Below are 21875 nucleotides of genomic sequence, written 5' to 3'. Positions count from 1 at the left end.
CCCGCTCGACCGTAGACGGGTGCCCGCGGCAGCACCGATGAAGCTTAAAGCTGCCCTGACCTGCGGCGACGTCTACTCCACCCCGGCTCCCCGGAACGTCCGCCGGTATGCCAGCGGGGTCACCCCGATCGCCGCGTGCAGATGCTCGCGCAGCGAGGTGCCGGTGGCGAAGCCGACCTGTGCGGCGAGGTCGTCCACGGCGAGGTCGGTGGTCTCCAGCAGGTGCCGCGCGCGGGCGACGCGCTGCTGGATGAGCCAGCGCCCCGGACTCGTACCGACCTCCTCGGTGAACCGCCGCGCGAAGGTGCGCAGGCTCATCCGGGCGTGCCCGGCCAGGTCGGCCAGCGACAGCGGCTCGTGCAGCCGCTCCAGCGCCCACTGGCGGGTGGCCGAGGTGCCGTTGGCCTGCTCCTCGGGCACCGGGTGCTGGATGTACTGCGCCTGCCCGCCGTCCCGCCAGGGCGGTACGACACACGCGCGGGCCACGTCGTTGGCGACGGCCGCGCCGTGGTCCTGGCGTACGACGTGCAGGCACACGTCGACCCCGGAGGCCGCGCCCGCCGACGTGAGGAGGTCGCCGTCGTCGACGAAGAGCACGTCCGGGTCGAGGTCCACCGCCGGGTACCAGGCGCGGAAGGTGTCCGCGAGCGCCCAGTGGGTGGTGGCGCGGCGGCCGTCGAGGCGCCCGGCGGCGGCCAGGACGAAGGCGCCGGTGCAGATGGAGACGATCCGGGTGCCCGGCGGTACGGCCGCGAGCGCCGCCTCCAGCTTCGGCGGCAGACCGCGCTGGACCAGGGAGATGTCGAACGGCGGGAGTACGACCGTATCCGCCGTCGCCAGCACCTCGGGGCCGTGCCCGACGGCGACCGAGAAGTCGGCGTTGGTGGCGACCGGGCCGCCGTCGGCCGAGCAGGTCAGCACCTCGTAGCGGCTCCAGGCCGTGCCGAAGACCCGGTTGGGGATGCCCAGCTCGAAGGGGTAGACGCCGTCCAGGGCGAGGACGACGACGCGGTGCGGAGCGGTCATGGCACGATCCCGTTGAAAGATGGCATTCATGCCATGGTACGTCGGCCCCGCTCGGGCGAACCTGGACGTATGACGAATCACGCCACCATGCGCGCCATCAGCCAGGACGAGTACGGCACCCCCGACGTCCTGAAGGAGACCGAGCTGCCCCGCCCGAAGCCGGGCCCGAGCGAGATCCTGGTCTCCGTCCGCGCCGCCGGACTCAATCCGACCGACTGGAAGCACCGCACCGGGGGCCTCTTCCTCGACCGGCTCCCGCTGGTCCTCGGCTGGGACGTCTCCGGCGTGGTCGAGGAGGTCGGCTACGGCGTGACCCTCTTCAAGCCCGGCGACGAGGTCTTCGGCATGCTGCCCTACCCGTACGGCGTCGGCGCCCACGCGGAGTACGTCACCGGGCCGGCCCGCGCCTTCACCCATAAGCCGGGCGCTATTGACCACGTCCAGGCGGGCGCGCTGCCGCTGGCCGCGCTGACGGCGTACCAGGCGTTGGTGGATACGGCCCAAGTTCGCCCCGGTCAGCGGGTGTTGGTGCACGCCGCCGCCGGAGGCGTCGGTCATCTCGCGGTGCAGATCGCCAAGTCCCTTGGGGCGTACGTCATCGGGACGGCGAGTGAGCCCAAGCATGAGTTCCTGCGGTCGCTCGGGGCGGACGAGGTGATCGACTATCGGTCGGTGGACTTCCGGGACGCGGTGGGTGACGTCGACGTGGTGCTCGACACCATCTCCGGGGAGACGCGGGTGCGTTCGCTGGAGGTGCTGCGTCCTGGGGGCGTGCTGGTGTCGCTGCTGCCGGGTACCGATCCGGAGGAGCCGGCCAAGGCCGAGGCTCGGGGGGTGCGGGTGGAGACGTTGCTTGTGGAGGCGGATCAGGCGGGGATGAAGGCGATTGCCGGGCTGGCGGCTTCGGGGGCGCTGCGGGCGCATGTCGAGGGGGTGTATCCGCTTGCGGAGGCGGCCAAGGCGCATGCGGTGGGGGAGACGGGGCGGGTTACGGGGAAGCTGGTATTGACCGTTGAGTCCTGAGACGGTATGCGGCTTCCATTATTCCGCTATGTCGTTGAGTAGAGAACAAACTCCGCGCCGCGCAGGGTAATGTGCCGCAGGCGACGACGGCTGGTGGCGGGAATCCTGATTCCTTGTCAAGCGACGGCAGTTGCGTGATCATGTGGCAATGAGGATTCTCGTCATTGGCGGCTCGGTGTTCCTGGGACAAGCCTTTGCGCAGGAGGCAATCGGCCGCGGCCATACCTTAACCGTCTTCAACCGTGGAAAGTCCGGACCGGACATCCAGGGAGCGGAGAACCTCCGTGGCGACCGGGAGAATTCCGCCGATCTGGAAGTGCTGGCCGCGGCGGGGCCCTGGGACGCGGTCATCGACACCAGTGGTTTCCATCCCCGTACCGTCGGGCAATCCGCTCGCGCGCTGAGCGGGCACGCGGAAACGTACCTCTTCGTTTCCTCCTTCCACGCTTACTCCGACTGGCCCGGCGGACCCGTCAGCGAGGATTCGGCACGCCACGCCTGTCCGCCGGACGCGGCCGTGGACGAGGTGCCGGGCAACGCCCTGAAGGCAGGGTGCGAGCGGGCCGTCGAGAAGTACTTCGAGGGTGATGTCCTCATCCTCAACCCCGGCCTGATCGTGGGCCCGCGCGAGACGCCCGGCCGGCTGCTCTGGTGGCTGGAGCGCATGGCACGCGGCGGTGAGGTCCTCGCCCCAGGAGCGGCCGGCCAGAAGATCCAGCTCATCGACGCCCGGGACATCGCGGCGTTCGCGCTGGACCTGCTGGAGGAAGGTTCCGCCGGGCACTACCTGGTCACCGGCCCCAAGGACACGACGACCCTCGGGGAACTGCTGGAGCTGTGCGCCCGGGTGACCGGGGCCGGGGCCCAACCGGTCTGGATCGACGAGGAGTTCCTCGGCGAGCACGAGGTGGGCGCGTGGACCGAGCTGCCGTTCTGGGCGACGGAACAGCCTGCCATGGCCGGTGCCTGGGCCGCTTCCCCCGACCGGGCCGTCGCCGCGGGGCTGCGCTGCCGCCCGCTGAGCGAGACGGTCACCGACACCTGGGCGTGGCTGCGCGAGCGCGGCCCGTCCGACACGCCCTACCGGCAGGGCGACATCCCGCTCGGCATCGACCCGGAGAAGGAGCGCGGCGTACTCCGCGCCTGGCAGGCGAAGGCGGGCACCCGATGACCGGACGCGAGCACGGCACGCCGCGTGAACTGCACGACTGGTTCGCCGTGTCGGCGCAGGAGCACGCCGACCTCGTCGCCCTGGAGGTGGGCGGCGAGCGGCTGACCTACCGGCAACTGGACGAGCTGGCCACGGCCCTGGCCGCGGAGATCCTCACCGCACACGGCGGCCGTGCCCCACGCCGGGTGGGCCTGACCACCGCGCCGGGCGTGCTGACGTACGCGGCCGCGCTCGCGGTGCTGCGGCTGGGCGCGGCCGTGGTCCCGCTGAACACGGCCTTCCCCCCGGCCCGGCTCGCCACCATCGCGCGCACCGCCGGCCTGGAACTGCATCTGACCGACCGCGCCCCGGCTCCCGAGGGCCCGGAGATACCGGCCCTGCTCCTGTCCGACGACCTGCTGACCCGGCTGCGCGACGGCCGGACGGCCCCGGACCCGCTGCCCCCGGCCGAGGTGGCGCCGGGGGACATCGCGTACGTGCTCTTCACCTCGGGCTCCACCGGGACTCCCAAGGGCGTACCGATCGCGCACCGCAGCATGGACGCCTTCCTGCGGTACGTCATCGACCGCTACGCGCTCGGGCCCGGCTGCCGGATGGCCCAGAACAGCGGCCTGGCCTTCGACGCGTCCGTCCTGGAGATGTTCGGCGCGTGGGGCTCGGGCGCCACGCTGGTCGTGCCGCCGAGGGCCGAACTCCCCAAGCCGGCCCGGTTCGTGGGCCGTGAGGGGATCACGCACTGGTTCTCCGTACCCTCCGTGATCACGATGGCCGACCTGACCGGCGGACTCACCTCCGGCTCGATGCCGTCGCTGCGCTGGACCCTCTTCGGCGGTGAGCAGCTCACGGTGCAGCAGGCGCGAGCCTGGCGCAGGGCCGCACCGCACACGGTCATCGAGAACGTGTACGGGCCGACCGAGCTGACCATCCTCTCGTCGCAGTACCGGCTGCCGGACCGGACGGAGGACTGGCCGGACACGGCCAACGGCACGCTGCCCATCGGCGAGGTCTACCCCCACCTCGACCACCAGGTGGTGGACGAGGACGGCCGGACCGCCGACGTGGGCGAGCTGCGGCTGCGCGGCGTCCAGCGGTTCGCCGGGTATCTCGACGAGAAGGACAACCGGGGGCGGTTCCTGGACGCCTCGGGGCGCCCCGTGGAGACCGACGGTCCGTACGTACCGGACGAGAAGCACTGGTATCGGACCGGTGACCTGGTCCAGGTGCTGGAGGGCGGGACCCTGGTGCATCTCGGGCGGCTCGACCAGCAGGTCAAGATCATGGGCCAGCGGGTGGAGATAGGCGAGGCCGAGGCGGTACTGCGGGAGCAGGACGACATCGGCCAGGTGGCGGTCGTGGCCCTGCGCGACGAGGACGGGCAGACCCGGCTGGAGGCCGCGTACACCGGTACCGCCCGGCCGGCCGCCGAGCTGCGGCAGGCGCTGTCGGCCCGCCTGCCGCGCTACATGGTGCCGCACCGGTTCACGCACCGGACCGAACTGCCGCTGAACCACAACGGAAAGCTGGACCGCCGGGTGCTGGCGGACCAACTGGCCGCGATCCGGAACTGACTGGGGCACGACGGCGAAAAGGGCCGATGGGAACCCGTGCGGGAACCCATCGGCCCTTTCGGGCGCGGAGTGTCAGCCGTGGTCGGCCAGCAGCGTGCCGAGCGTCTTCCAGAGCAGCGGCCAGTCCTCGGTGAAGTACATGTGGCCGCCGGGCATGTCCACCACGTGCGCGCCCGAGGCGGCGTACTCCGCCCAGCGGGCCGCGTCCTCGTGGCGCACCAGGTCGTCCCCGGTGCCGCGCAGGACGGTCAACGGCATGGGCAGCGGGGGGCCGGGAGACGGGACGTAGGCGTCCTGGACCGCCAGGTCGGCCCGGAGCGCGGGCAGCAGCAGCTCCCGCAACTCCGGCTCGTGCCACGCCTCGTGGTCGTACCCGACCAGGCCGCGCAGCCGGGCGACGAACGCGTCGTCGTCCAGCGCTGCGCCGTCCATCCTGGGGCGGTCGACGTCGGGCGCCGCCGCCCCGCTGACCACCAGGTGTTCCGGCAGCGGCGCCCCCTCGGCGGCGAGCAGCCGGACCGTCTCGTACGCGAGCAGCGCGCCGAAGCTGTGCCCGAAGACGGCGAACGGCCCGGTGTCCGCCGCTTCGCGGATCTGGCCGGCGCAGACGCGCGCGGCGTCCGCCATGGTCGTGCAGGGGTCCTGGACGAACCATTCGTCCCGTCCCGGAAGCTGTACCGGGACGACGCGGAACGGCAGGTCGGGCTGGTTCTGCCAGGGCCGGAAGACTCCCGCCCCGCCTCCGGCGTAGGGCAGGCACATGAGGGACAGCGTCATCGTGGACTCCAGGGGCGTGCGGACGCGGAGCGGGGGGCGGGGGTCACCGGCGGGCCCAGCGGCCGAGGGCCCGGGCGCGGCGGGCACCGCGCTGGGCGCCCGTCCCCGCCTCGGCCGGAGCCGGGCCCGCACCGGCGGTGACCAGGACGTCTTCCGGGCCGGCGTCGTCGAGGGTGTCCAGGAACGCGGCGAGCGCGCGCACGGTGGTGTGCCGGAACAGGTCGGCCGCGTGCAGGTGGGGGTGCCGGGCCCGCAGCAGGGTCAGCACCCGCAGGATGCCCGAGGAGGTGCCGCCGAGTTCGAAGAAGGTGGCGCCGACGTCGGTGACCGGTTCGCCCAGGACGCGCTCCCACACCTCCACGACCGCACCGGCGGCCGTCCCCGGCAGCGAGACCGGTGCGGACCTGGCCGTCTCGGCGTTCGTGGCGGCCCAGTCGGCGAGGACCCGCCGGTCCAGCTTGCCGTTGGGGGAGCGGGGCAGGTCGGCCACCCCGAGCCAGGCGGTGGGCAGCATGGCCCCGGTGAGCCAGTCGGCCGTGCCGCGCCGCAGTTCCGCCGCGACGGCGGCGGGCAGCGGGCGGGGCAGCGGGCCCGCCTCGGGGTCGTCCTCCCGTACGAGGAAGGCGACGACGCCGGTGAGGTCCGGCAGCGGTGCGACGGCGGCGTCCTGGACACCGGGACGCCTGCGCAGCGTGGTCTCGATCTCCCCGGCCTCGATACGCTGGCCGAGCACCTTGACCTGCTCGTCGGCCCGGTGCAGGAACTTGAGCCCGGCGCCGGGGGTGTAGGACACCACGTCACCGCTGCGGTACCCGGTACCGGCGCCGGGCAGGGCGGGGAAGCGCTCGGCGGTCAGGTCCGGGCGCCGCCAGTAGCCGTTGCCCACGCCGGTGCCGGAGATCAGCAGGTCACCGGGGCAGCCCGGCGGCAGATCACGGCCGGCCGCGTCCACCACATGGCAGCGCACGCCCGGCAGCGGCAGGCCGATGTGCACGGGGGCGCCCGGCTCGACCCGCCACAGCGTGGTGTACACCGTGGCCTCGGTCGGCCCGTACCCGTTGAGCACCGGGCCGGGAACGAGCCCCGCGAGGTCGTCGGCGAGGTCGGAGGCGAGCGGCTCGCCGCCGACCAGGAGAGCGCCGAGCCGGCCGAGGAACGCGCGGCCCTCCCGCGAGGTGGTGTGCAGCCGGGCGGCGGAGGGGGTGCACTGGTAGAACGCGCCGTCGGGGTCGGGTACGTCCTGGAGCACCGTGCGGTGGCTGGTCAGATGCAGGATGCGGCCGCTGGTCAGGGGCCAGACCAGCTCGATGAGACTGATGTCGAAGGACGAACTGGTGCCCGCCAGCACGACGTCGGGGCCCTCGGGGAACTCGGCGTCGAAGGCCGCGAACAGGGCGCACAGGTTGTCGTGCCGGATGACGGCGCCCTTGGGATGGCCGGTCGAGCCCGAGGTGTACATGACGTACGCCGGGGCGTCGGTGGCGACCTCCGGCCAGCTCGCCGGTGCCGGGGCGGAGGAGTCCGGGGCCAGCGTCGGCAGGTCCGGCAGCAGGGGAGCCCGCGCGATCAGCGCGGCGGGCTCGGCGTCCCGCAGGACGTAGCGCAGCCGCTCGGCCGGGTGGTCGGGGTCGAGCGGCACATAGGCGGCACCGGCCCACCAGGTGGCCAGGACGGCGGTGACCAGGTCCGGAGAGCGGTCCAGGTGGATGGCGACGCGGTCGCCCGGACTTACGCCCGACGCGAGGAGCGCCGCCGCCAGCTCGCGGGCGCGGGCGGTCACCGTGGCGTAGTCCAGCTCGGCACCGGCCGCGCGGACGGCGGGGGCCGCCGGGTGCCGGTCCGCGCGGTGCTGGATGACGCGGTGCACCGGCTCGGTGGCGACGCCGGCCGCAGGGGCGGCGAGGGCCGCGAGTTCGGCGCGCTCGCCCGCGCTCAGCAGGTCGCAGGTGGTCAGGGGCCGGGCGTCCGGTGCGGTCAGGGCGTCCAGGGCGGCGACGAGATGGCCGAGGAAGCGTTCCGCGGTCGCGGTGTCGAGGGCGGCGCGGGGGTGGGCCACGACCAGGTGCTCGCCGCCGTCGGGGGCGTGCAGCAGGGTGACGCTCAGGTCGTACTCGACCTGGTCGGAGCCGGGCGGGTCCATCCGCCAGCGCAGTCCGGAGGCGTCCACCGTCTCGGTGAACAACTCGCCCTGCGTGCAGATCAGTTGGGTGAAGGGCTTGCGGTCGGGGTGTCTGGGGGCGCCGGTCACGGCCAGGATCTCCTCCAGCGGCAGCTCCGCGTGCTCGACCGCGTCGAGGAGGGATTCCAGGGTCCGGTCGAGCAGGGTCTCCGTCGTGGCGCCGGCCAGGCCGATCCGGACCGGGATGGTGTTCTGCAGACAGCCGACGGCCGAGATGCCCCGGGTGTCCCGCTCGGCTCCGCTGACCGTCGCGACGACCATGTCGTCGGTGCCGCCGTACCACCCCGCGACCCAGGCCAGGGCGCTCATCACCTGGGTGAAAGGGCTCGCCCCGGTCTCCGCCGTGCGGCCGCGCATGCGGTCCACGAGGGCGTCGGGCAACCGCGTGGCGGCCGACGCGCGGGCCCGGTCCGTGCCGGGCGTCAGTTGCGGGAGGGAGCAGTTCTCGGGGGCCTGGTCGAGCGTGGTGGCCCAGAACTTCCGCAATACGTCCTGCCGTTCGGGGGACGGCGCACCCTGTGGCGGCTCGGCGTCGGCGAGGCTGTCCGGGCCCGACCCGTGGGCGGTGGTCAGCGAGGCGAGCAGGGCCGGGGCGGAGCCGTCGTCGAAGACGCCGTGGTGCACGGAGAACAGCAGGTGGGCCCGGTCCGCGCGGTGCAGCACCGCGATACGGCACAGCGGTGCGCCGGCGTGGTCGAACGGGGCGCCCAGCGCTGCGAGTTGACGTTCCAGAACGCGCCGCGCCTCCTCCTCGTCCGCCGGCAGGGCGTGCACGTCGACCGGCACCTCGGACACCGGGTGGAGGTGCTGGACCAGACCCTCGGGCTCCATGCGCAGGGACACGCGCAGGGCGGGCTGGGCGCGCAGCACGGCACGCACCGCCGCGAGCAGCCGGTCGATGTCCACCCTCCCGGAGGCGGTCAGGCGATGCACGATGGCCGGCCGCGGCTGCTGCATGTCGAGAACGAAGAAACGGAGCTGGCCGGGAGTCGCAGGATTCTGCATTCGGCGTCCTTATTCGGTCGACTGCGAGAATTTCCGGATCGTAAGTGGGCCCGCGCGAAGTCGTCAAGATCCATCAGGGGGTTATCAGGTGAATGGAAAGGCGCATACCTCATCGGCGTACTTCGCGGATCGGCTTTACGGGAATGCCAAAAGATACGGGTGGACTCGGTGGGAATGTTCGAGTTTCGTCCCTTTTGGACTCGTTACCCTGCCGGGTCGTCGAAAACACCTGTGTAAATTCGGCCGGTGGCTGGTTCTCATCGCCCCGTCTCCCGAAATCGTTGGTTGACAGTTCCCTTCCGATATGGCGATGATCTTTCCCGTTCTCGCGGCCCGTCGGGCTGCAGTCACCGTCGAAGTCATTGGTAGGTGGTGTTCTGTGTCACGAGAAGTGGTATTCACGGAAGAGCTCGCCGCACTCTGGAAAGAAATGCTCGGCGATGAAGCCGATGTGAACACCGGGTTTATTGCCAATGGCGGGGACTCGTTGAAGGCGGTGTTGTTCGCCGACCGGGTATTCAGACTCACCGGCCGCGAGCTCGACTACCTGGAAATCCTGGAAGCCCCGGACGCGGCCACGCTCGCGGCTTCCGTCCTCGCCGGTGACCGTGAGTAGAGGGCCGGCGGTGCTGCCCCTCACTCCGGGACAGTGCGACCTCTACGCGGCCGACCGCAGCGCCGAGGACCCCGCCACCTACAACTCCGCGCTGTTCCTGCGGGTCGACGGCACTCTCGACGAGGACGCTCTCCACGCCAGGTTCGCCGCACTGCTCGCCGCCCACCCGTTACTGGGCTCGCGGGTGACGGAGGAGCGGGGGAAGCTGGTGTTCGCTCCGGCCCGCCGCCCCCCGAAGCTCTTCGTGACCGAGGCACCCGTCGACCCGGACGGACCGCTCGCCCACGCCCGCCTGCGCCGGGAGGCGCTGCGCCCGTTCGACCTCGACGACGGCCCCCTGCTGCGCGTCGTCCTCGTCCGCCACGACTCCCGTACGGCGCATCTCTGCCTGACGGCCCACCACTTGATCGTGGACGAGACCTCCATGGCGGTGCTCGCCCAGTGGTTTCTCGGCGACGTACCCGAGCCGCCGGCCGAATCCTTCGCGCAGTGGTCCCTCGGCAGGCACGAACTGCCGCCCGAGCGGCGGGAGCGGGCCGCCGAGCTGGCCCGCCGGCTCGCGCCCGGTGTGTCCGCGGCCCTGGAATGGGGCCGCAGCTCCTCCGAAGCCGGCCCCTCCGGCGCGGTGCCCCTGCTGATCCGGGACGCGGTGTGGGACGGCGCGGGCAAACTTGCCGCCGAACTGGGCATCACCCAACACTCCTTGATCCTTGCCGTCGCCGGCCTGGTCCTCGGCCGCAACGGCGCCACCGCGCGCCCCGTGCTTGGCACCACCGTCTCCCGCCGCACACCGCGCCACGCGAGTGCCGTCGGCTACTTCAGCGCCACGGTGCCGGTCGCGCTGGAGACCGGCGGCGACCAGACCGTGGCCGACTATCTGCGCGGCGCCCACCGTCGGGCCATGACCGCCTACCGGGACGCCGACCTGCCGCTGTCGACGGTGCTGCCGGCCGCGGACCGCGCCGGACTCTCCCTGGTCGTCGTCCCCTGCCGCACGGTGCCCGGCATCGTCACCCCCGAGCTGACGGCGGCCTCGCTGCCGGACCCCGGCTTCGGCCCCGCCCAGTTCCCCCTCGCCCTCTACATCCGGCAGGACCTCGGCGGTGAGCGGCGCGGCCTGCTGCGGCACCGGGCGGCCGAGGTGGACGACGCCGCGGCCACCCGCTTCTGCCGCCAACTGGAGACCACTCTCGCAGCCATGGTCGAGAACCCGAGCACCTCCCTCGCGCGCCTCTCCACCGTCCCCGCGGCCGAACCGGCCGCCCACGCCGAGCCGTTGACGGCCGGTGCCGACCTCGCCGCGCTCTTCGCCGAGCAGGCCGCCCGTCTGCCCGCTCACGTCGCCGTCAGCGGCGAGCACCGGAGCCTGACCTACGCCGAGCTGGACCAGCGCGCCACCGCGCTCGCCCGGTCGCTGGCCGAGGCCGGGGTGCGCGCGGGAGACCGGGTCGGCGTCTGCCTGCACCGCGGCACCGACCTGGTCGTCGCCCTGCTCGCGGTGCTCAAGGCCGGCGCCGCCTACGTGCCCCTCAACCCGGACTACCCGCGTGAGCGGCTCGCCTTCGTCGCCGAGGACACCGGCCTCACCACGGCCGTGACCGACTGCGACCCGGAACTGCTGCCGTCGCACCTGACGCTGATCCCCGCCGACGCCACACCCGGACGGGCCGACACCCCGCTGCCGGACCCCGACCCGGAGCGGGTGGCCTACGTCATCCACACCTCCGGTTCGACCGGCACCCCCAAGGGCGTCCTGGTCCGGCACCGCAATGTCGCCGCCCTGCTGGCCGCGACGGCCGGTCCGGAAGGGTTCGGGTTCGGCGCGGACGACGTCTGGTCCCTCTTCCACTCCTTCGCCTTCGACTTCTCCGTCTGGGAGATCTGGGGCTGCCTGCTGACCGGCGGCCGCCTGGTCGTCGTACCGCACGGGGTCGCCCGCGACCCGGAGGGCTTCCACGCCCTGCTCGCCGCCGAGCGCGTCACCGTGCTCAACCAGACCCCGTCCGCCTTCGCCCAGCTCCTGGCCGCCGACGCGGCCTCGCCGGACCCCCTATCCGTCCGGCTGCTGATCTTCGGCGGTGAGCCGCTCGACCCCCGGATGCTGCTGCCCTGGATGGACCGCTACCCGGAGCGGGAGTGCCGGGTGGTCAACATGTACGGCATCACCGAGACCACCGTGCACTGCACCTGGCGCGACCTGACCCGGGCGGACGCCCTCGCCGGGACGCGCTCGGTGGGCCCCGCCCTGCCGGGGTGGCGGCTGTACGTGCTGGACGAGGAGGGCCGCCCGGTGGCTCCCGGCGTGCCCGGCGAGATCTACGTCGCCGGCAGCGGCGTCAGCGCCGGGTACCTCAACCGGCCCGAGCTGACCGCCGGACGCTTCGTCCCCGGCAGCTCCGCCGGACTCCCCGAGGAGGTCCTCTACCGGTCCGGCGACCGGGGCCGCCTCCTCCCCGACGGCCAACTGGAGCACCTGGGGCGGCTCGACGACCAGGTCAAGATCCGCGGCCACCGCATCGAGCTGGGCGAGATCAGCGGCGCCCTTCTCGCGCACCCCGCCGTCACCGGAGCCGCTGCGGTCGTCCGGGACGCCCATGACGCGGCCACCGCGCGCATCGACGCCTACCTCGTCGGCGCCGACACCGCGCCGGACCTCGCCGAGCTGCGCCAGTGGCTCGCCGCCCGGCTGCCCTCGCACATGCTGCCCGCCACCCTCACCCCGGTGCCGTCGCTGCCGCTGACCGTCAACGGCAAGCTCGACGCGGCCCGGCTGCCCGAACCGGCGCGCGGCCACGACCCCGCTCCGCCGGAGGCCGGCGCCGCCCCGCGCGAGCCCGCGGCCGCCGCCGACCGGCTCGCACGGGTGTGGCAGGAACTCCTCGGCGTCCCGGTGGGCGTCGACGACAACTTCTTCGAGCTGGGCGGCAATTCACTGCTCGCCGTCCGGCTCAACACCCTCCAGCGCACGACCGGATTCCCGGGCTCCCAGCTCAAGCACATATTCCGCAACCCGACCCCGCGCCGCCTCGCGGCGATCATCGGTCCGCCCGCCGGCGGGCGGACCACCCAGGAGGAAGCGTGAGCGAGTACAGCCAGGACCACGACCCCAGTACGGGCGCCGAGGAGACGGACGCCGTCGCGGTCGTCGGCCTGTCTCTGCGCGTGCCCGGCAGCGCCGACCCCGGAAGCTTCTGGCAGTCCGTCACCGACGGCGTCGTCTCCCTGCGGGCCGACGCGCCCGACGGGGGCCTGCACGCGGGCCAGATCGACCGGTTCGACCGGTTCGACGCCGACCTGTTCGGCATGCTGCCCGCCCAGGCGGCCGCGACCGACCCCCAGCACCGCGTCCTCACCGAGGTGGCCTGGCAGGCCCTGGAAGACGCCGGCATCGACCCCGAGCGGGCCACGGGCCGCATCGGCGTGTTCGTGGGCTGTGGCAGCGAGACGTACTACCGCGAGCACGTGCTCAAGGACGAGAAGACGGTACGCGTCCTCGGCACCGAACAGCTCGCCCTCGGCAACTCCCGCGACTTCCTCGCCACCGGCCTCGCCTACCGGCTCGGGCTGACCGGCCCCGCCATCACGGTCCAGACCGCCTGCTCCACCTCCCTCGTCGCCGTCCACCAGGCCATCCGCAGCCTGCTCACCTACGAGTGCGACATCGCGATCGCGGGCGGAGCCACCGTCCACCTCGACGAGGAGCAGGGCTACGTCTTCACCGAGGGCGGCATCACCTCGCCCGACGGCCGGTGCCGCGCCTTCACCGAGGGCTCGGCCGGCACGGTGCCCTCCAGCGGCGCCGGGATCGTGGTGCTGCGCCGGGTCTCCGACCTGCCCGGAACCGGCGAGAACGCCCGCGCCCACCTGCTGGGCAGTGCCGTCAACAACGACGGTGCCGCCCGTATGAGCCCCACCGCGCCCAGCCCGCAGGGCCAGGCCGACGTCCTGCGCGAGGCCCTGGCCGTCGCGGGGCTGGAGCCCGCCGACGTCGGCTACGTCGAGACGCACGGCACCGGCACGACCCTGGGGGACCAAGTCGAACTCGCCGCGCTGGCCGAGGTGTACGGACGCCGGCCCGCCGATGCCGGGCTCGCCCTGGGCGCGGTGAAGCCGAACATCGGGCACTGCGACTCGGCGGCCGGTGTCATCGGCCTGATCAAGGCGGTCCTCGCCGTCGAGGCGGGCGTGGTGCCGCCGGTCCCGTCCCAGCCCGGCGACGGCCCCGACGTGGCGCTGGGCTCCGCCTCCTTCGAGCTGCCCCGCGTCGCCCGGCCCTGGCCCGACGGCCGGCCCCGTACCGCGGGCGTCAGCTCGTTCGGGCTCGGCGGCACCAACTGCCATGTCCTGCTGACCGCGGCGCCCCGCCCCACCGAGCCGGCCGAGTCCGCGCCGTCGGCGCGGCGGGAGCCGCACATCGCCGCGCTGTCCGCGGCCACCCCGGAGGCGCTGCGGCGCAAGGCCCGCGACCTGGCGGCCTGGCTGGAGGGCGACGGCGCCGAGGTGCCGGTGGGCGAACTCACCGGCACGCTCTGGCACCACCGCCGGGCGCTGTCCGAGCGCTGGGCGACCGCGCTGCCCGCCGACCCCGCCCAGGCCCGCGAGCGTCTCGTGGCCGCGCTGACCGTCCTGACCGGCAACGGCGGCCGTCGCGCCCTGACCGCGCCCCGGCTCGCCGCCGTGCTGCCCGGCCAGGGGGTCCCCCTCGCCGGTGCGGGAGCGGGACTGGCCGCCGTGGACGAGCGGTTCGCGGCCGACCTGGCCGAACTCGCCGCCGAGGTGAGCCGGGCCGGCGGCCCCGACCTCGCCGACGCCCGGAACTGGCCGGCCGACGACCCGCGCCTGCTCGACACCGCCGTGGTCCAGCCCCTGCTGCTGATCCTCGGCCTGGCGGGCCTGCGCCACACCGAACGGCACGGCCTCGCACCGGCGTTGCTGCTCGGACACAGTGTCGGCGAGCTGACCGCGGCCACCCACGCGGGCGTCTTCTCCGTGGCCGACGCGGTGGCCGCCGTCGTACGGCGCGGCAGGCTGATGGCCTCGGCCGAGCCCGGCACGATGACCGCCGTGCGCGCCGGTGAGGAGACCGCCGTACGGCTCGCGGCCGGCCTGGAGGTCGACGTCTGCGTGCTCAACGGGCCGGACAACACCGTCTGCGGCGGTCCCGAAGCGGCGCTGGCCGCCTTCGAGGAGCGCTGCGCCGAGGCCGGTCTCCGGACCACGCGCCTGCCGGTCACCCGCGCCGGCCACTCGCGCGCCATGGCCGGGGCAGCCAAGGAGTTCGAGACGTTCGTCGCCACCCTGACCCTCTCGGCACCCACCGTGCCCATCATCTCCGGGCTCACCGGAAAGCTGCTCACCGACGCGCAGGCGGTCGATCCGGCTTACTGGGGAAGCCAGTTGAGCAACCCGGTCCGGTTCACGGACGCGGTCGCCACCCTGCTCGACGCCGCCCCGGACACCGTCCTCGGCCTGCACCGCTCGCACGCGGCCACCGCCGAGGTGCGCCGGGCGGCGAGCGCCGCGCGGCGCGATCTCCTCGTCGTCGACGCGGCGGACCGCGCCGGCGCCGACGAGGCCGCCGACTGGTACGGCGCCCTGGCGGCGCTGTGGACGGCGGGCCACACGCCCACCGGCCCGGCCCGCCCCGCCCACGTCGTCGCGCTGCCCGCCTACCCCTTCGCCGACCAGCGGCACTGGGTGGCGGCCCCGGAGCCCCAGCCCCTGGAAGCCCCGGCCGGCGTGCCCGTATCGGACCTGACCGCCGCGGCCGACGAGGTCGTTCCCGTCGCGGTCACCGCCGAGGAGCAGTCCGGGGACGTGTCGACGGCCGACGCCGTCCGGGCCTTGTGGCAGGACACCTTCGGCATCGCCGAACTGCGCCCCGAGGACAACTTCTTCGACCTCGGCGGCACCTCCCTGCACGCCGCCCACCTGGTCAGCGTCGTCAACGACGCCCTTCTGGTGGAGATCCGGCTGCAGGACCTGTACGAGAACTCCTCCCTTGCCGGGTTCATCGCCCGCACCGAGGAACTCGCGGCCGAACGCGACGACGTCGCCCTGCTGCGGCTGCTGGAGGAGATCGAGAGCGAGGAGGGCCAGAACAGCCATGAGTGATCTCTCCGCGCGCCTCGACGCGCTGACCCCGGAACAACGGCGCCAGCTCAGCGCGGGCCTGCGCGCCCGGCGCGCCGAACAGCAGCGCGGCCCGGCGGAACTCTCCGAGAAGCTGCGCCGCAGCCTGTACTTCTTCGCCAGCGCCGACCACGCCGACGCCGCGAGCTACTACGCGTTCGTGCTGGAGGCGGCGGCCGCCGCCGACGCCGCGGGCCAGCACGCCGTGTGGTTCCCGGAGCGCCACTTCGTCGAGTTCGGCGGCTTCTCGCCCAACCCGTCGGTGCTGGCCGCCGCGGTCGCCGCCCGCACCAGCACCATCCGCATCCGCGCCGGCAGTGTGGCCGCCCCGCTGCACCACGCGGCCCGCGTCGCCGAGGAATGGGCGGTCGTCGACGGCCTCTCCGGCGGCCGGGTCGGCCTCTCCTTCGGCAGCGGCTGGCACCCGGACGACTTCGCCCTGGCCCGCGCCGACTACCAGGACCGGCGCGAGGTCACCGGCCGCACCATCGAGGACATCCGCGCGCTCTGGCGCGGCGAGACCCTGCCGTACCCCTCCACCGCGGGCACCACGACCCAGGTCCTGACCCGGCCCCGGCCCGTCCAGCCGGAGCTGCCGGTCTGGCTCACCGCCACCGGCACACCCCAGACCTTCGTCACCGCCGCCAAGGCCGGGTACGGGGTGGCGACCGCGCTCCTCGGGCAGACGATGCCCGCCCTGCGCGAGAACATCGCCCGCTACCGGCAGGCATGGCAGGACGCCGGACACCCCGGCGAGGGCGACGTCGTCGTCATGGCGCACGCGTACGTCAGCGACCGGCCGGACCTGGAGGACTTCCTCCGCCCGGCCATGCACTCCTACCTGCGGTCCTTCCGCAACCAGACGGGGAGCAGCGATGAACTCGTGCTGCTGGAGAACGCCTACCTGGACTTCCTGACCGGCCCCTCGCTCCTCGGCAGCCCGGCCAAGGCCCGGTCCGTCCTGGCCGACCTGGCCGAGGCGGGCGCCGACGAGGTGGGGTGCCTGATCGACTTCGGGCTGCCCGCCGCCGACGTCCTGAAGGCGCTCCCCGCCCTCTTCCACCTTGGTGTCCCCGCCGTCGAGAGGACCGCATGAGCACGCCCGCAGACCAGCGGCTGACGGCCCGGCTCGCCCGGCTCAGCCCCGCCCAGCGCGCCGCGCTCACCAGCCGGCTCGCCGCCCGCAACGGCCCGGTACTGCGCCCGAGGCCCGGACCGCGCGACCGGTTCCCGCTCGGCATGGACCAGGAACGCCTGTGGATTCTCGACCAGCTCGATCCGGGAACCACCACCTACACCCTCGGCTACGGGCTCCGCGTGCGCGGCGCCTTCGACCGGGAACTCTTCCGGCGCGCGGCGGACAGCCTGGTCAGCCGCCACGAACTCCTGCGCTCCGGCGCCGAGTCCGAGGACGGCCGGCCCTTCCTGCGGGTGCACCCCGACCGGCGGGCCGACCTCACCTACACCGACCTGACGCGTGACGACACCACCGAGGTACCGGCCGACGAGGTGGAGGCGCGCCGGACGGAGTTCATCGCCGAGCAGGTGCGCCGCCCCTTCGACCTGGCCGCCGACCCGGTGCTGCGTCTCGCGGTCGCCAAGGTGGCCGAGGACGACCACCAGATCGTCGAGACCATGCCGCACTCGTTCGTCGACCAGTGGTCCTACGTGCGCCTCAACGAGGAACTCCTGGAGCACTACCGGGCGCTGGCCGAGGGACGCGCGCCGCGCGTGGCCGAGATGCCGGTCCAGTTCGGCGACTGGGCGCACTGGCAGCGGGAACGCTTCGCCGGTCCGCACGGCGCCGGACACCGGGCGTTCTGGCGGACCTTCCTGGACGGCGTACCCCAGCGCCTCGCGCTGCCCTACGACCACAGCCCCGACACCACCGACCACCACGGCGAGCACTACAACTTCACGCTCGACGGCACGGTCGCCGAGGCGTTCTTCCGGCACGCGCGGGAGGCCCGCACCACTCCCGCCACCGCGATGACCGCCGTGTACGCCGCGCTGCTGTACGAGGTCACCGGCCAGCGCGACCTGATCATCGGCATCCCCACCTCCACCCGGAACGAGCCGGAGGCGGAACCGCTGATCGGGTTCCTGCTGACCAGCGTCCCGCTGCGGATCAAGCTGCCGGAGAACCCGGCGCCCAAGGACGTGCTCGCGGCCGTCGCCGCCTCCGCCGCCGCCGTGGCCGACCACCGGGAAGTGCCCTTCGGCGAGATCGTCGAGGCCGCCGCCCCGGACCGCGCCACCAATCAGTACCCGCTGCTCCAGACCATGCTGGTGCAGCTCGACCTCGACGACTCGCAGACCCTGGAGCTGCCGGGCGCCGAGGTGTACGCCAACGCCGTGCCCGAGGGCATCTCCACCATGGACCTGACGACGGCCTGGTGGCGGGTCGGGACGACCGTCTACGGACGGATCGAGTACCGCACGGCGCTGTTCGAGCACGCGACCGTCGCCGCCATGGCCGACCGTCTGCTCCAGCTCATCGAGCAGTTCACCCGGCACCCCGACCAGCCGCTGCGGCGCCCCGTCCCGGCCCTGCCCGCGCCACCCGCCCCGCTGCTCGACGGCGGCACCGCGCCCGGCGCCGCCCCGGCCGGACCGGTCGCCGCCGAGATCCTCGCCCGGGTCACCGCGGCCTGGACCGAGGTCCTCGGCACCGAACCGCCCGGCCCCGACGCGGTGTTCTTCACCAGCGGCGGCACCTCGCTGCTCGCCGTCCGGCTCGCCCACACCCTGCGCGCCGACGGCTTCACCGTCACCCTGAAGGACGTCTTCACCCACCCCACCCCGGCCGGACTCGCCCAGGCCCTGGCCGCCCGCCGCGACACCCCGGCAGACCACGCGCCGGTCCCGCCCGTCGGGCCGGCCGGCCCCGAGCAGGAGATGCTCCTCGGCCGCGGCCTGTCCCGCGTCGAGGACCTCTCGCACACCCATGTCCTCACCGCCGACGGCCCGTTGGACGCCGAGCGCCTGCGCCGGGCGGCCGCGGACGTGGTACGCGCCCATCCCACGCTGACCACCGCCGTGCGCCCCGACGACACCCTCGGCGCCCGGCTGGTGCCCGGCGCGGACTGGTACTGGTCGGCGGAGGCCGCCGGAACCGACCCGCGCCAGGTGGTGGACGCCCAGCGGGCCCGCTTTGACCGTGCCGCCGGTCCGCTGTTCGCCGTCAGCCACCTGCCCGGTGGCCCCGGAGAGGCCGACCGCGTCGTCATCGGCGCGAGCCACCTCGTCATCGACGGCATGTCCTGGGGCATCGTCCTCGCCGACCTGGCCGCCGCCTACCGGGGCGAGCCCCTGGCCGCCGAACGGGCCGGCTACGCCGAGCACGCCGCCGTCGTACGGGCCCTCGACCCGGCACCGCACGCCGGGTACTGGCGGGCGCAGTCGGCCGGTGCAGGACAGTACCGCTGGCGGCTGGACGGCCCCAACACCTATGCGGGTGAGCGGCAGTTCGAGGTGTCGGTGCCGCTGCCCCCGGACGGGCACGGCACGCTCCAGGCCGCGGCCCTCACCGCCGTCGCCCGTGCGCTCGGCCCCTGGGCGCCGCACGAGCAGCCGTCGGTGTGGCTGATCGGCCTGGGCCGCGACCCGCTGGCCGCGCTGCCCGACTGGGACCCGGACCGGGCCGTCGGGTTCTACTCGGCCGCCCACCCCTTCCGGGTGCCGCTCACCGGCGGCCCGGCGGAGGACGACCTGCGCGCCACGGTCACCGCGCTGCGCGGCATCCCCGACTCCGGCAAGACGTTCGGGCTGCTGGGCTGCGCCGCCGACCCCGGTCTGCGCGCGGAGTTCGCGGCCCTGGAACGGCCCCGGGTCATCGTCAACCACCTCGGTGAGCTGACGGACCCGGTCGACGGCTCGGCCGGCCCCTTCACCGCCTCGGCGCAGACCGCCGCCACCGGCAACGGCGAGGTCGAGCGCGAGGTGGACGTGGACATCGCGGTCCAGGTGCGCGACGGCCACGCCGTACTGCGCTGGCTGTACAACCCCGGAGCGGTGGACGCCGCCGCCGTCAAGGAGGCCGCCGAGGCCGCGGTCCGCGAACTGCGCGGTCTGCTCGCGGGGGACTCGCAGGACCCGGACCAGGACGGCCTTCCCGGCGTGACCGGAGTGACCGAGGAAAGCATGGAACGCCTCTTCGCCCGGCTCAACCGGGAGCGACGCGAGCGGCAGGGGGAGCAGGTATGACCGAGCCCGCCGCGACGGCGGCCCCGCGCCGCAGCCCCCTCGTCGCCCTGCTGACGGCCCAGTACCTGTCGGCCTTCGGCAACGCCATCACGGTCGTGACCGTCCCGCTGTACGTCCTGCACACCACCGGCTCGACCGCGACCACCGGACTCGCCGGGTTCATCGGCGCCCTGCCGCTGATCTTCGCGGGCGCCGTCGGCGGTGTCCTGGTCGACCGGTTCGGCGGACGCAGACTGAGCGTGCTGTCCGACTTCGCCGCCGGAATCCTGGTCCTGCTGGTGCCGCTGCTGGACGCCACCGTCGGGCTGCCCATCCCGCTGCTGCTCGCCCTGCTGTTCGCCCGTACGGTCGTGGCGACCCCCGCCACGGCCGCCCGGATGGCGCTGCTCAAGCCCGTCATCGAGGGCGCCGGGGCGCGGCTGGAGAGCGTCAACTCCTGGTATCAGGCGGCCCCCAGGCTCGGTCTGGTGGCCGGCGCGCCGCTGGCCGGCGTGCTGATCGCGGCGACCGGCTCGGCCGTCGGCATGTACGTCGACGCCGCGACCTTCCTCGTCGCCGCCGCGCTCGTCGCGTTCGCGGTGCCGGTCGCCGAGTCCGCCGGGCCCCGCGGCGACGGGACCGCCGGACCCGGCTTCTTCGGCCAGCTCCGCGAAGGCGCTGCCCTGGTGCGGACGATGCCGGTGATCGGCGCGATGACCGCCTTCGTCGTCGTCACCAACTTCCTCGACGACGCCTTCACCCCGCTGTTCCTGCCGGTGTACGCCCAGGACGTGCTGCACAGCAGTGCGGCCATGGGATGGTTCCTCGGCGCGGTCGGCATCGGCGCGATCGTCGGCACCTTCCTGTACGGGCCCGCCAGCCGGAACATCCTCTCCAACCGCCGCTACACGCTGTTCGGCTGCTTCGCGGTGGTCGCCGTGCTGCGCATGTCGCTCTACCTGGAGCCCGGCGCCGTCGGCGTGACCGTGATCTGCTTCCTGGTCGGCGTGGCCGGCGGTCCGCTCAACCCGATGCTCTCGACCGTCATGCTCGAACGGGTCCCCGAGGAGCTGCGCGGCCGGGTCTTCGGCCTCACCGGCGCGATGGCCCTCACCTCCGCCCCGCTCGGCGTGCTGACCGCCGGGTGGCTGGTGGACCTGGCCGGCCTGCGCGTCCCGATGCTCTGCTTCTCCCTCGTCTATCTCGTCCTGATCGCCGTGAGCTGGCGGTGGCCCGCGCTGCGCGCCATGGACGAGCGGCCCGGCAGCGCAGACCCGGTGGACGCGCCCGCGCCCGACGCGGACCCCGGCACCAGACTGGACGAGGGGGCGAGCGCCCGATGACCGCCGTACACCCGGCCGACGGCACCCTCGAAGGACGTACGGCCGTGATCACGGGCGCCGCGCGTGGCGCCGGGCGCGCCTGCGCGCTCGCCTTCGCGGCCCAGGGCGCCGACCTGGTCCTGCTGGACGTGGCCGCCGGGATTCCCGGCGTCCCCTATCCGCTGGGCTCCGAGAGCCAGCTCGCGCACACCGCCGACGCCTGCCGCCGCCAGGGCGCCGACGTGCTCACCGCCGCCGTCGACGTCCGGGACCTCGCGGCCCTGACCGAGCTGCGCGAGCGGACGCACGACCGCTTCGGGGCGCCGCACGTGCTCGTCAACAACGCGGGCATCGTGGCGCCTTCCGGGCGGCCGGTGCACGAGACGCCGGAGGAGGACTGGCAGCTCATGGTGGACATCGACCTCGGGGGCGCGTGGCGCGCCACCAAGGTGTTCGCCCCGGCCATGGTCGAGCGCCGCTCCGGCTCGATCGTCAACATCGCGTCCACCGCGGGCCTGGTCGGCTACCGCAACTTCGCCGGGTACGTCGCGGCCAAGCACGGGCTGGTCGGCCTCACCAAGGCCAGTGCCCTCGACTACGCCTCGTACGGCGTGCGGGTCAACGCGGTGTGCCCCGGCAACATCCGGGACGAACCCGCGATGGACGGCCGGATGCTCTCCGAGGTGGCCCGGGCGCTCGACGTACCGGCGGCCGAGCACGAGGAACTGTTCATGGCCGACCAGCCGATGAACACCCTGGTCGACCCGGCCGACGTGGCGGCCGCCGCGCTCTGGCTCGCCGGTGACGGCTCCCGCCGCGTCACCGGCACCACCCTGACCGTCGACGCCGGCTACTCGGCCCGGTGACGCCC

The 21875-nt window shown here is 73.9% G+C and carries 13 protein-coding genes; 10 read left to right on the top strand and 3 right to left on the bottom strand.

Annotated elements, in window-relative coordinates:
• Positions 1 to 72: 72 nt before the first annotated feature.
• Positions 73 to 1026, bottom strand: coding sequence for a GlxA family transcriptional regulator (locus E5083_RS16200; RefSeq protein WP_135786397.1), 954 nt, complete (start codon positions 1024 to 1026; stop codon positions 73 to 75).
• Positions 1027 to 1113: 87 nt separating this feature from the next.
• On the opposite strand from E5083_RS16200, the gene E5083_RS16195 reads away from it, so the two are divergent.
• From E5083_RS16195 to E5083_RS16185, 3 genes are all read left to right on the top strand, one after another.
• Positions 1114 to 2049: an NADP-dependent oxidoreductase gene (locus E5083_RS16195; RefSeq protein ID WP_135786539.1), complete on the top strand. Its 936-nt coding sequence runs from the start codon at positions 1114 to 1116 to the stop codon at positions 2047 to 2049.
• A gap of 148 nt (positions 2050 to 2197) precedes the next feature.
• Positions 2198 to 3220 (top strand): NAD-dependent epimerase/dehydratase family protein, encoded by a 1023-nt coding sequence (locus E5083_RS16190; RefSeq protein WP_135786396.1) that lies wholly within the window; start codon positions 2198 to 2200, stop codon positions 3218 to 3220.
• Positions 3217 to 4788, top strand: coding sequence for an amino acid adenylation domain-containing protein (locus tag E5083_RS16185; protein ID WP_135786395.1), 1572 nt, complete (start codon positions 3217 to 3219; stop codon positions 4786 to 4788). The genes E5083_RS16190 and E5083_RS16185 overlap by 4 nt, the downstream gene beginning before the upstream one ends.
• A 72-nt stretch (positions 4789 to 4860) precedes the next feature.
• Here the strand turns inward: E5083_RS16185 and E5083_RS16180 are convergent, their stop codons facing one another.
• Together E5083_RS16180 and E5083_RS16175 are read right to left on the bottom strand one after the other, a co-directional pair.
• Complete coding sequence (locus tag E5083_RS16180; protein WP_135786394.1) at positions 4861 to 5565, bottom strand: thioesterase II family protein; 705 nt, start codon at positions 5563 to 5565, stop codon at positions 4861 to 4863.
• A 43-nt stretch (positions 5566 to 5608) separates the two neighbouring features.
• Positions 5609 to 8749 (bottom strand): non-ribosomal peptide synthetase, encoded by a 3141-nt coding sequence (locus E5083_RS16175; protein WP_135786393.1) that lies wholly within the window; start codon positions 8747 to 8749, stop codon positions 5609 to 5611.
• Between the two features lie 304 nt (positions 8750 to 9053).
• On the opposite strand from E5083_RS16175, the gene E5083_RS16170 reads away from it, so the two are divergent.
• Genes E5083_RS16170 through E5083_RS16140 form a run of 7 tightly spaced genes read left to right on the top strand, consistent with a single transcriptional unit; the run spans position 9054 to position 21870 of the window.
• The gene (locus tag E5083_RS16170; RefSeq protein WP_135786392.1) at positions 9054 to 9365 is read left to right on the top strand and encodes a phosphopantetheine-binding protein; all 312 of its coding nucleotides are present in this window, start codon (positions 9054 to 9056) and stop codon (positions 9363 to 9365) included.
• A complete protein-coding gene (locus E5083_RS16165; RefSeq protein ID WP_135786391.1) occupies positions 9352 to 12447 on the top strand; it encodes a non-ribosomal peptide synthetase in 3096 nt (1031 codons plus the stop codon). The genes E5083_RS16170 and E5083_RS16165 overlap by 14 nt, the downstream gene beginning before the upstream one ends.
• Entirely contained in the window at positions 12444 to 15479 is a 3036-nt protein-coding gene (locus tag E5083_RS16160) for a type I polyketide synthase (RefSeq protein ID WP_167513550.1), read from the top strand. Before E5083_RS16165 ends, E5083_RS16160 begins: the two co-directional genes overlap by 4 nt.
• The gene (locus E5083_RS16155; protein WP_135786389.1) at positions 15472 to 16593 is read left to right on the top strand and encodes a MupA/Atu3671 family FMN-dependent luciferase-like monooxygenase; all 1122 of its coding nucleotides are present in this window, start codon (positions 15472 to 15474) and stop codon (positions 16591 to 16593) included. Before E5083_RS16160 ends, E5083_RS16155 begins: the two co-directional genes overlap by 8 nt.
• Positions 16590 to 19703: a condensation domain-containing protein gene (locus tag E5083_RS16150; RefSeq protein ID WP_135786388.1), complete on the top strand. Its 3114-nt coding sequence runs from the start codon at positions 16590 to 16592 to the stop codon at positions 19701 to 19703. Before E5083_RS16155 ends, E5083_RS16150 begins: the two co-directional genes overlap by 4 nt.
• On the top strand, positions 19700 to 21025 hold the full coding sequence (locus tag E5083_RS16145; RefSeq protein WP_135786387.1) for an MFS transporter: 1326 nt from the start codon (positions 19700 to 19702) through the stop codon (positions 21023 to 21025). Before E5083_RS16150 ends, E5083_RS16145 begins: the two co-directional genes overlap by 4 nt.
• Positions 21022 to 21870 (top strand): SDR family oxidoreductase, encoded by an 849-nt coding sequence (locus E5083_RS16140; protein ID WP_135786386.1) that lies wholly within the window; start codon positions 21022 to 21024, stop codon positions 21868 to 21870. Before E5083_RS16145 ends, E5083_RS16140 begins: the two co-directional genes overlap by 4 nt.
• The last annotated feature ends 5 nt before the right edge of the window (positions 21871 to 21875 follow it).

The sequence above is a fragment of the Streptomyces bauhiniae genome (assembly GCF_004784475.1).
In the GTDB taxonomy this organism is placed as follows: Bacteria; Actinomycetota; Actinomycetes; order Streptomycetales; family Streptomycetaceae; genus Streptomyces; species Streptomyces seoulensis.
This window is presented reverse-complemented; position numbering and strand designations above follow the sequence as displayed.

What these genes read in the sequence shown, in the direction of transcription:
- E5083_RS16200 (WP_135786397.1), bottom strand. Translation starts at nt 1,026, where the DNA reads ATGACCGCTCCGCACCGCGTCGTCGTCCTCGCCCTGGACGGCGTCTAC.
- E5083_RS16195 (WP_135786539.1), top strand. Translation starts at nt 1,114, where the DNA reads ATGCGCGCCATCAGCCAGGACGAGTACGGCACCCCCGACGTCCTGAAG.
- E5083_RS16190 (WP_135786396.1), top strand. Translation starts at nt 2,198, where the DNA reads ATGAGGATTCTCGTCATTGGCGGCTCGGTGTTCCTGGGACAAGCCTTT.
- E5083_RS16185 (WP_135786395.1), top strand. Translation starts at nt 3,217, where the DNA reads ATGACCGGACGCGAGCACGGCACGCCGCGTGAACTGCACGACTGGTTC.
- E5083_RS16180 (WP_135786394.1), bottom strand. Translation starts at nt 5,565, where the DNA reads ATGACGCTGTCCCTCATGTGCCTGCCCTACGCCGGAGGCGGGGCGGGA.
- E5083_RS16175 (WP_135786393.1), bottom strand. Translation starts at nt 8,749, where the DNA reads ATGCAGAATCCTGCGACTCCCGGCCAGCTCCGTTTCTTCGTTCTCGAC.
- E5083_RS16170 (WP_135786392.1), top strand. Translation starts at nt 9,054, where the DNA reads ATGGCGATGATCTTTCCCGTTCTCGCGGCCCGTCGGGCTGCAGTCACC.
- E5083_RS16155 (WP_135786389.1), top strand. Translation starts at nt 15,472, where the DNA reads ATGAGTGATCTCTCCGCGCGCCTCGACGCGCTGACCCCGGAACAACGG.
- E5083_RS16150 (WP_135786388.1), top strand. Translation starts at nt 16,590, where the DNA reads ATGAGCACGCCCGCAGACCAGCGGCTGACGGCCCGGCTCGCCCGGCTC.
- E5083_RS16145 (WP_135786387.1), top strand. Translation starts at nt 19,700, where the DNA reads ATGACCGAGCCCGCCGCGACGGCGGCCCCGCGCCGCAGCCCCCTCGTC.
- E5083_RS16140 (WP_135786386.1), top strand. Translation starts at nt 21,022, where the DNA reads ATGACCGCCGTACACCCGGCCGACGGCACCCTCGAAGGACGTACGGCC.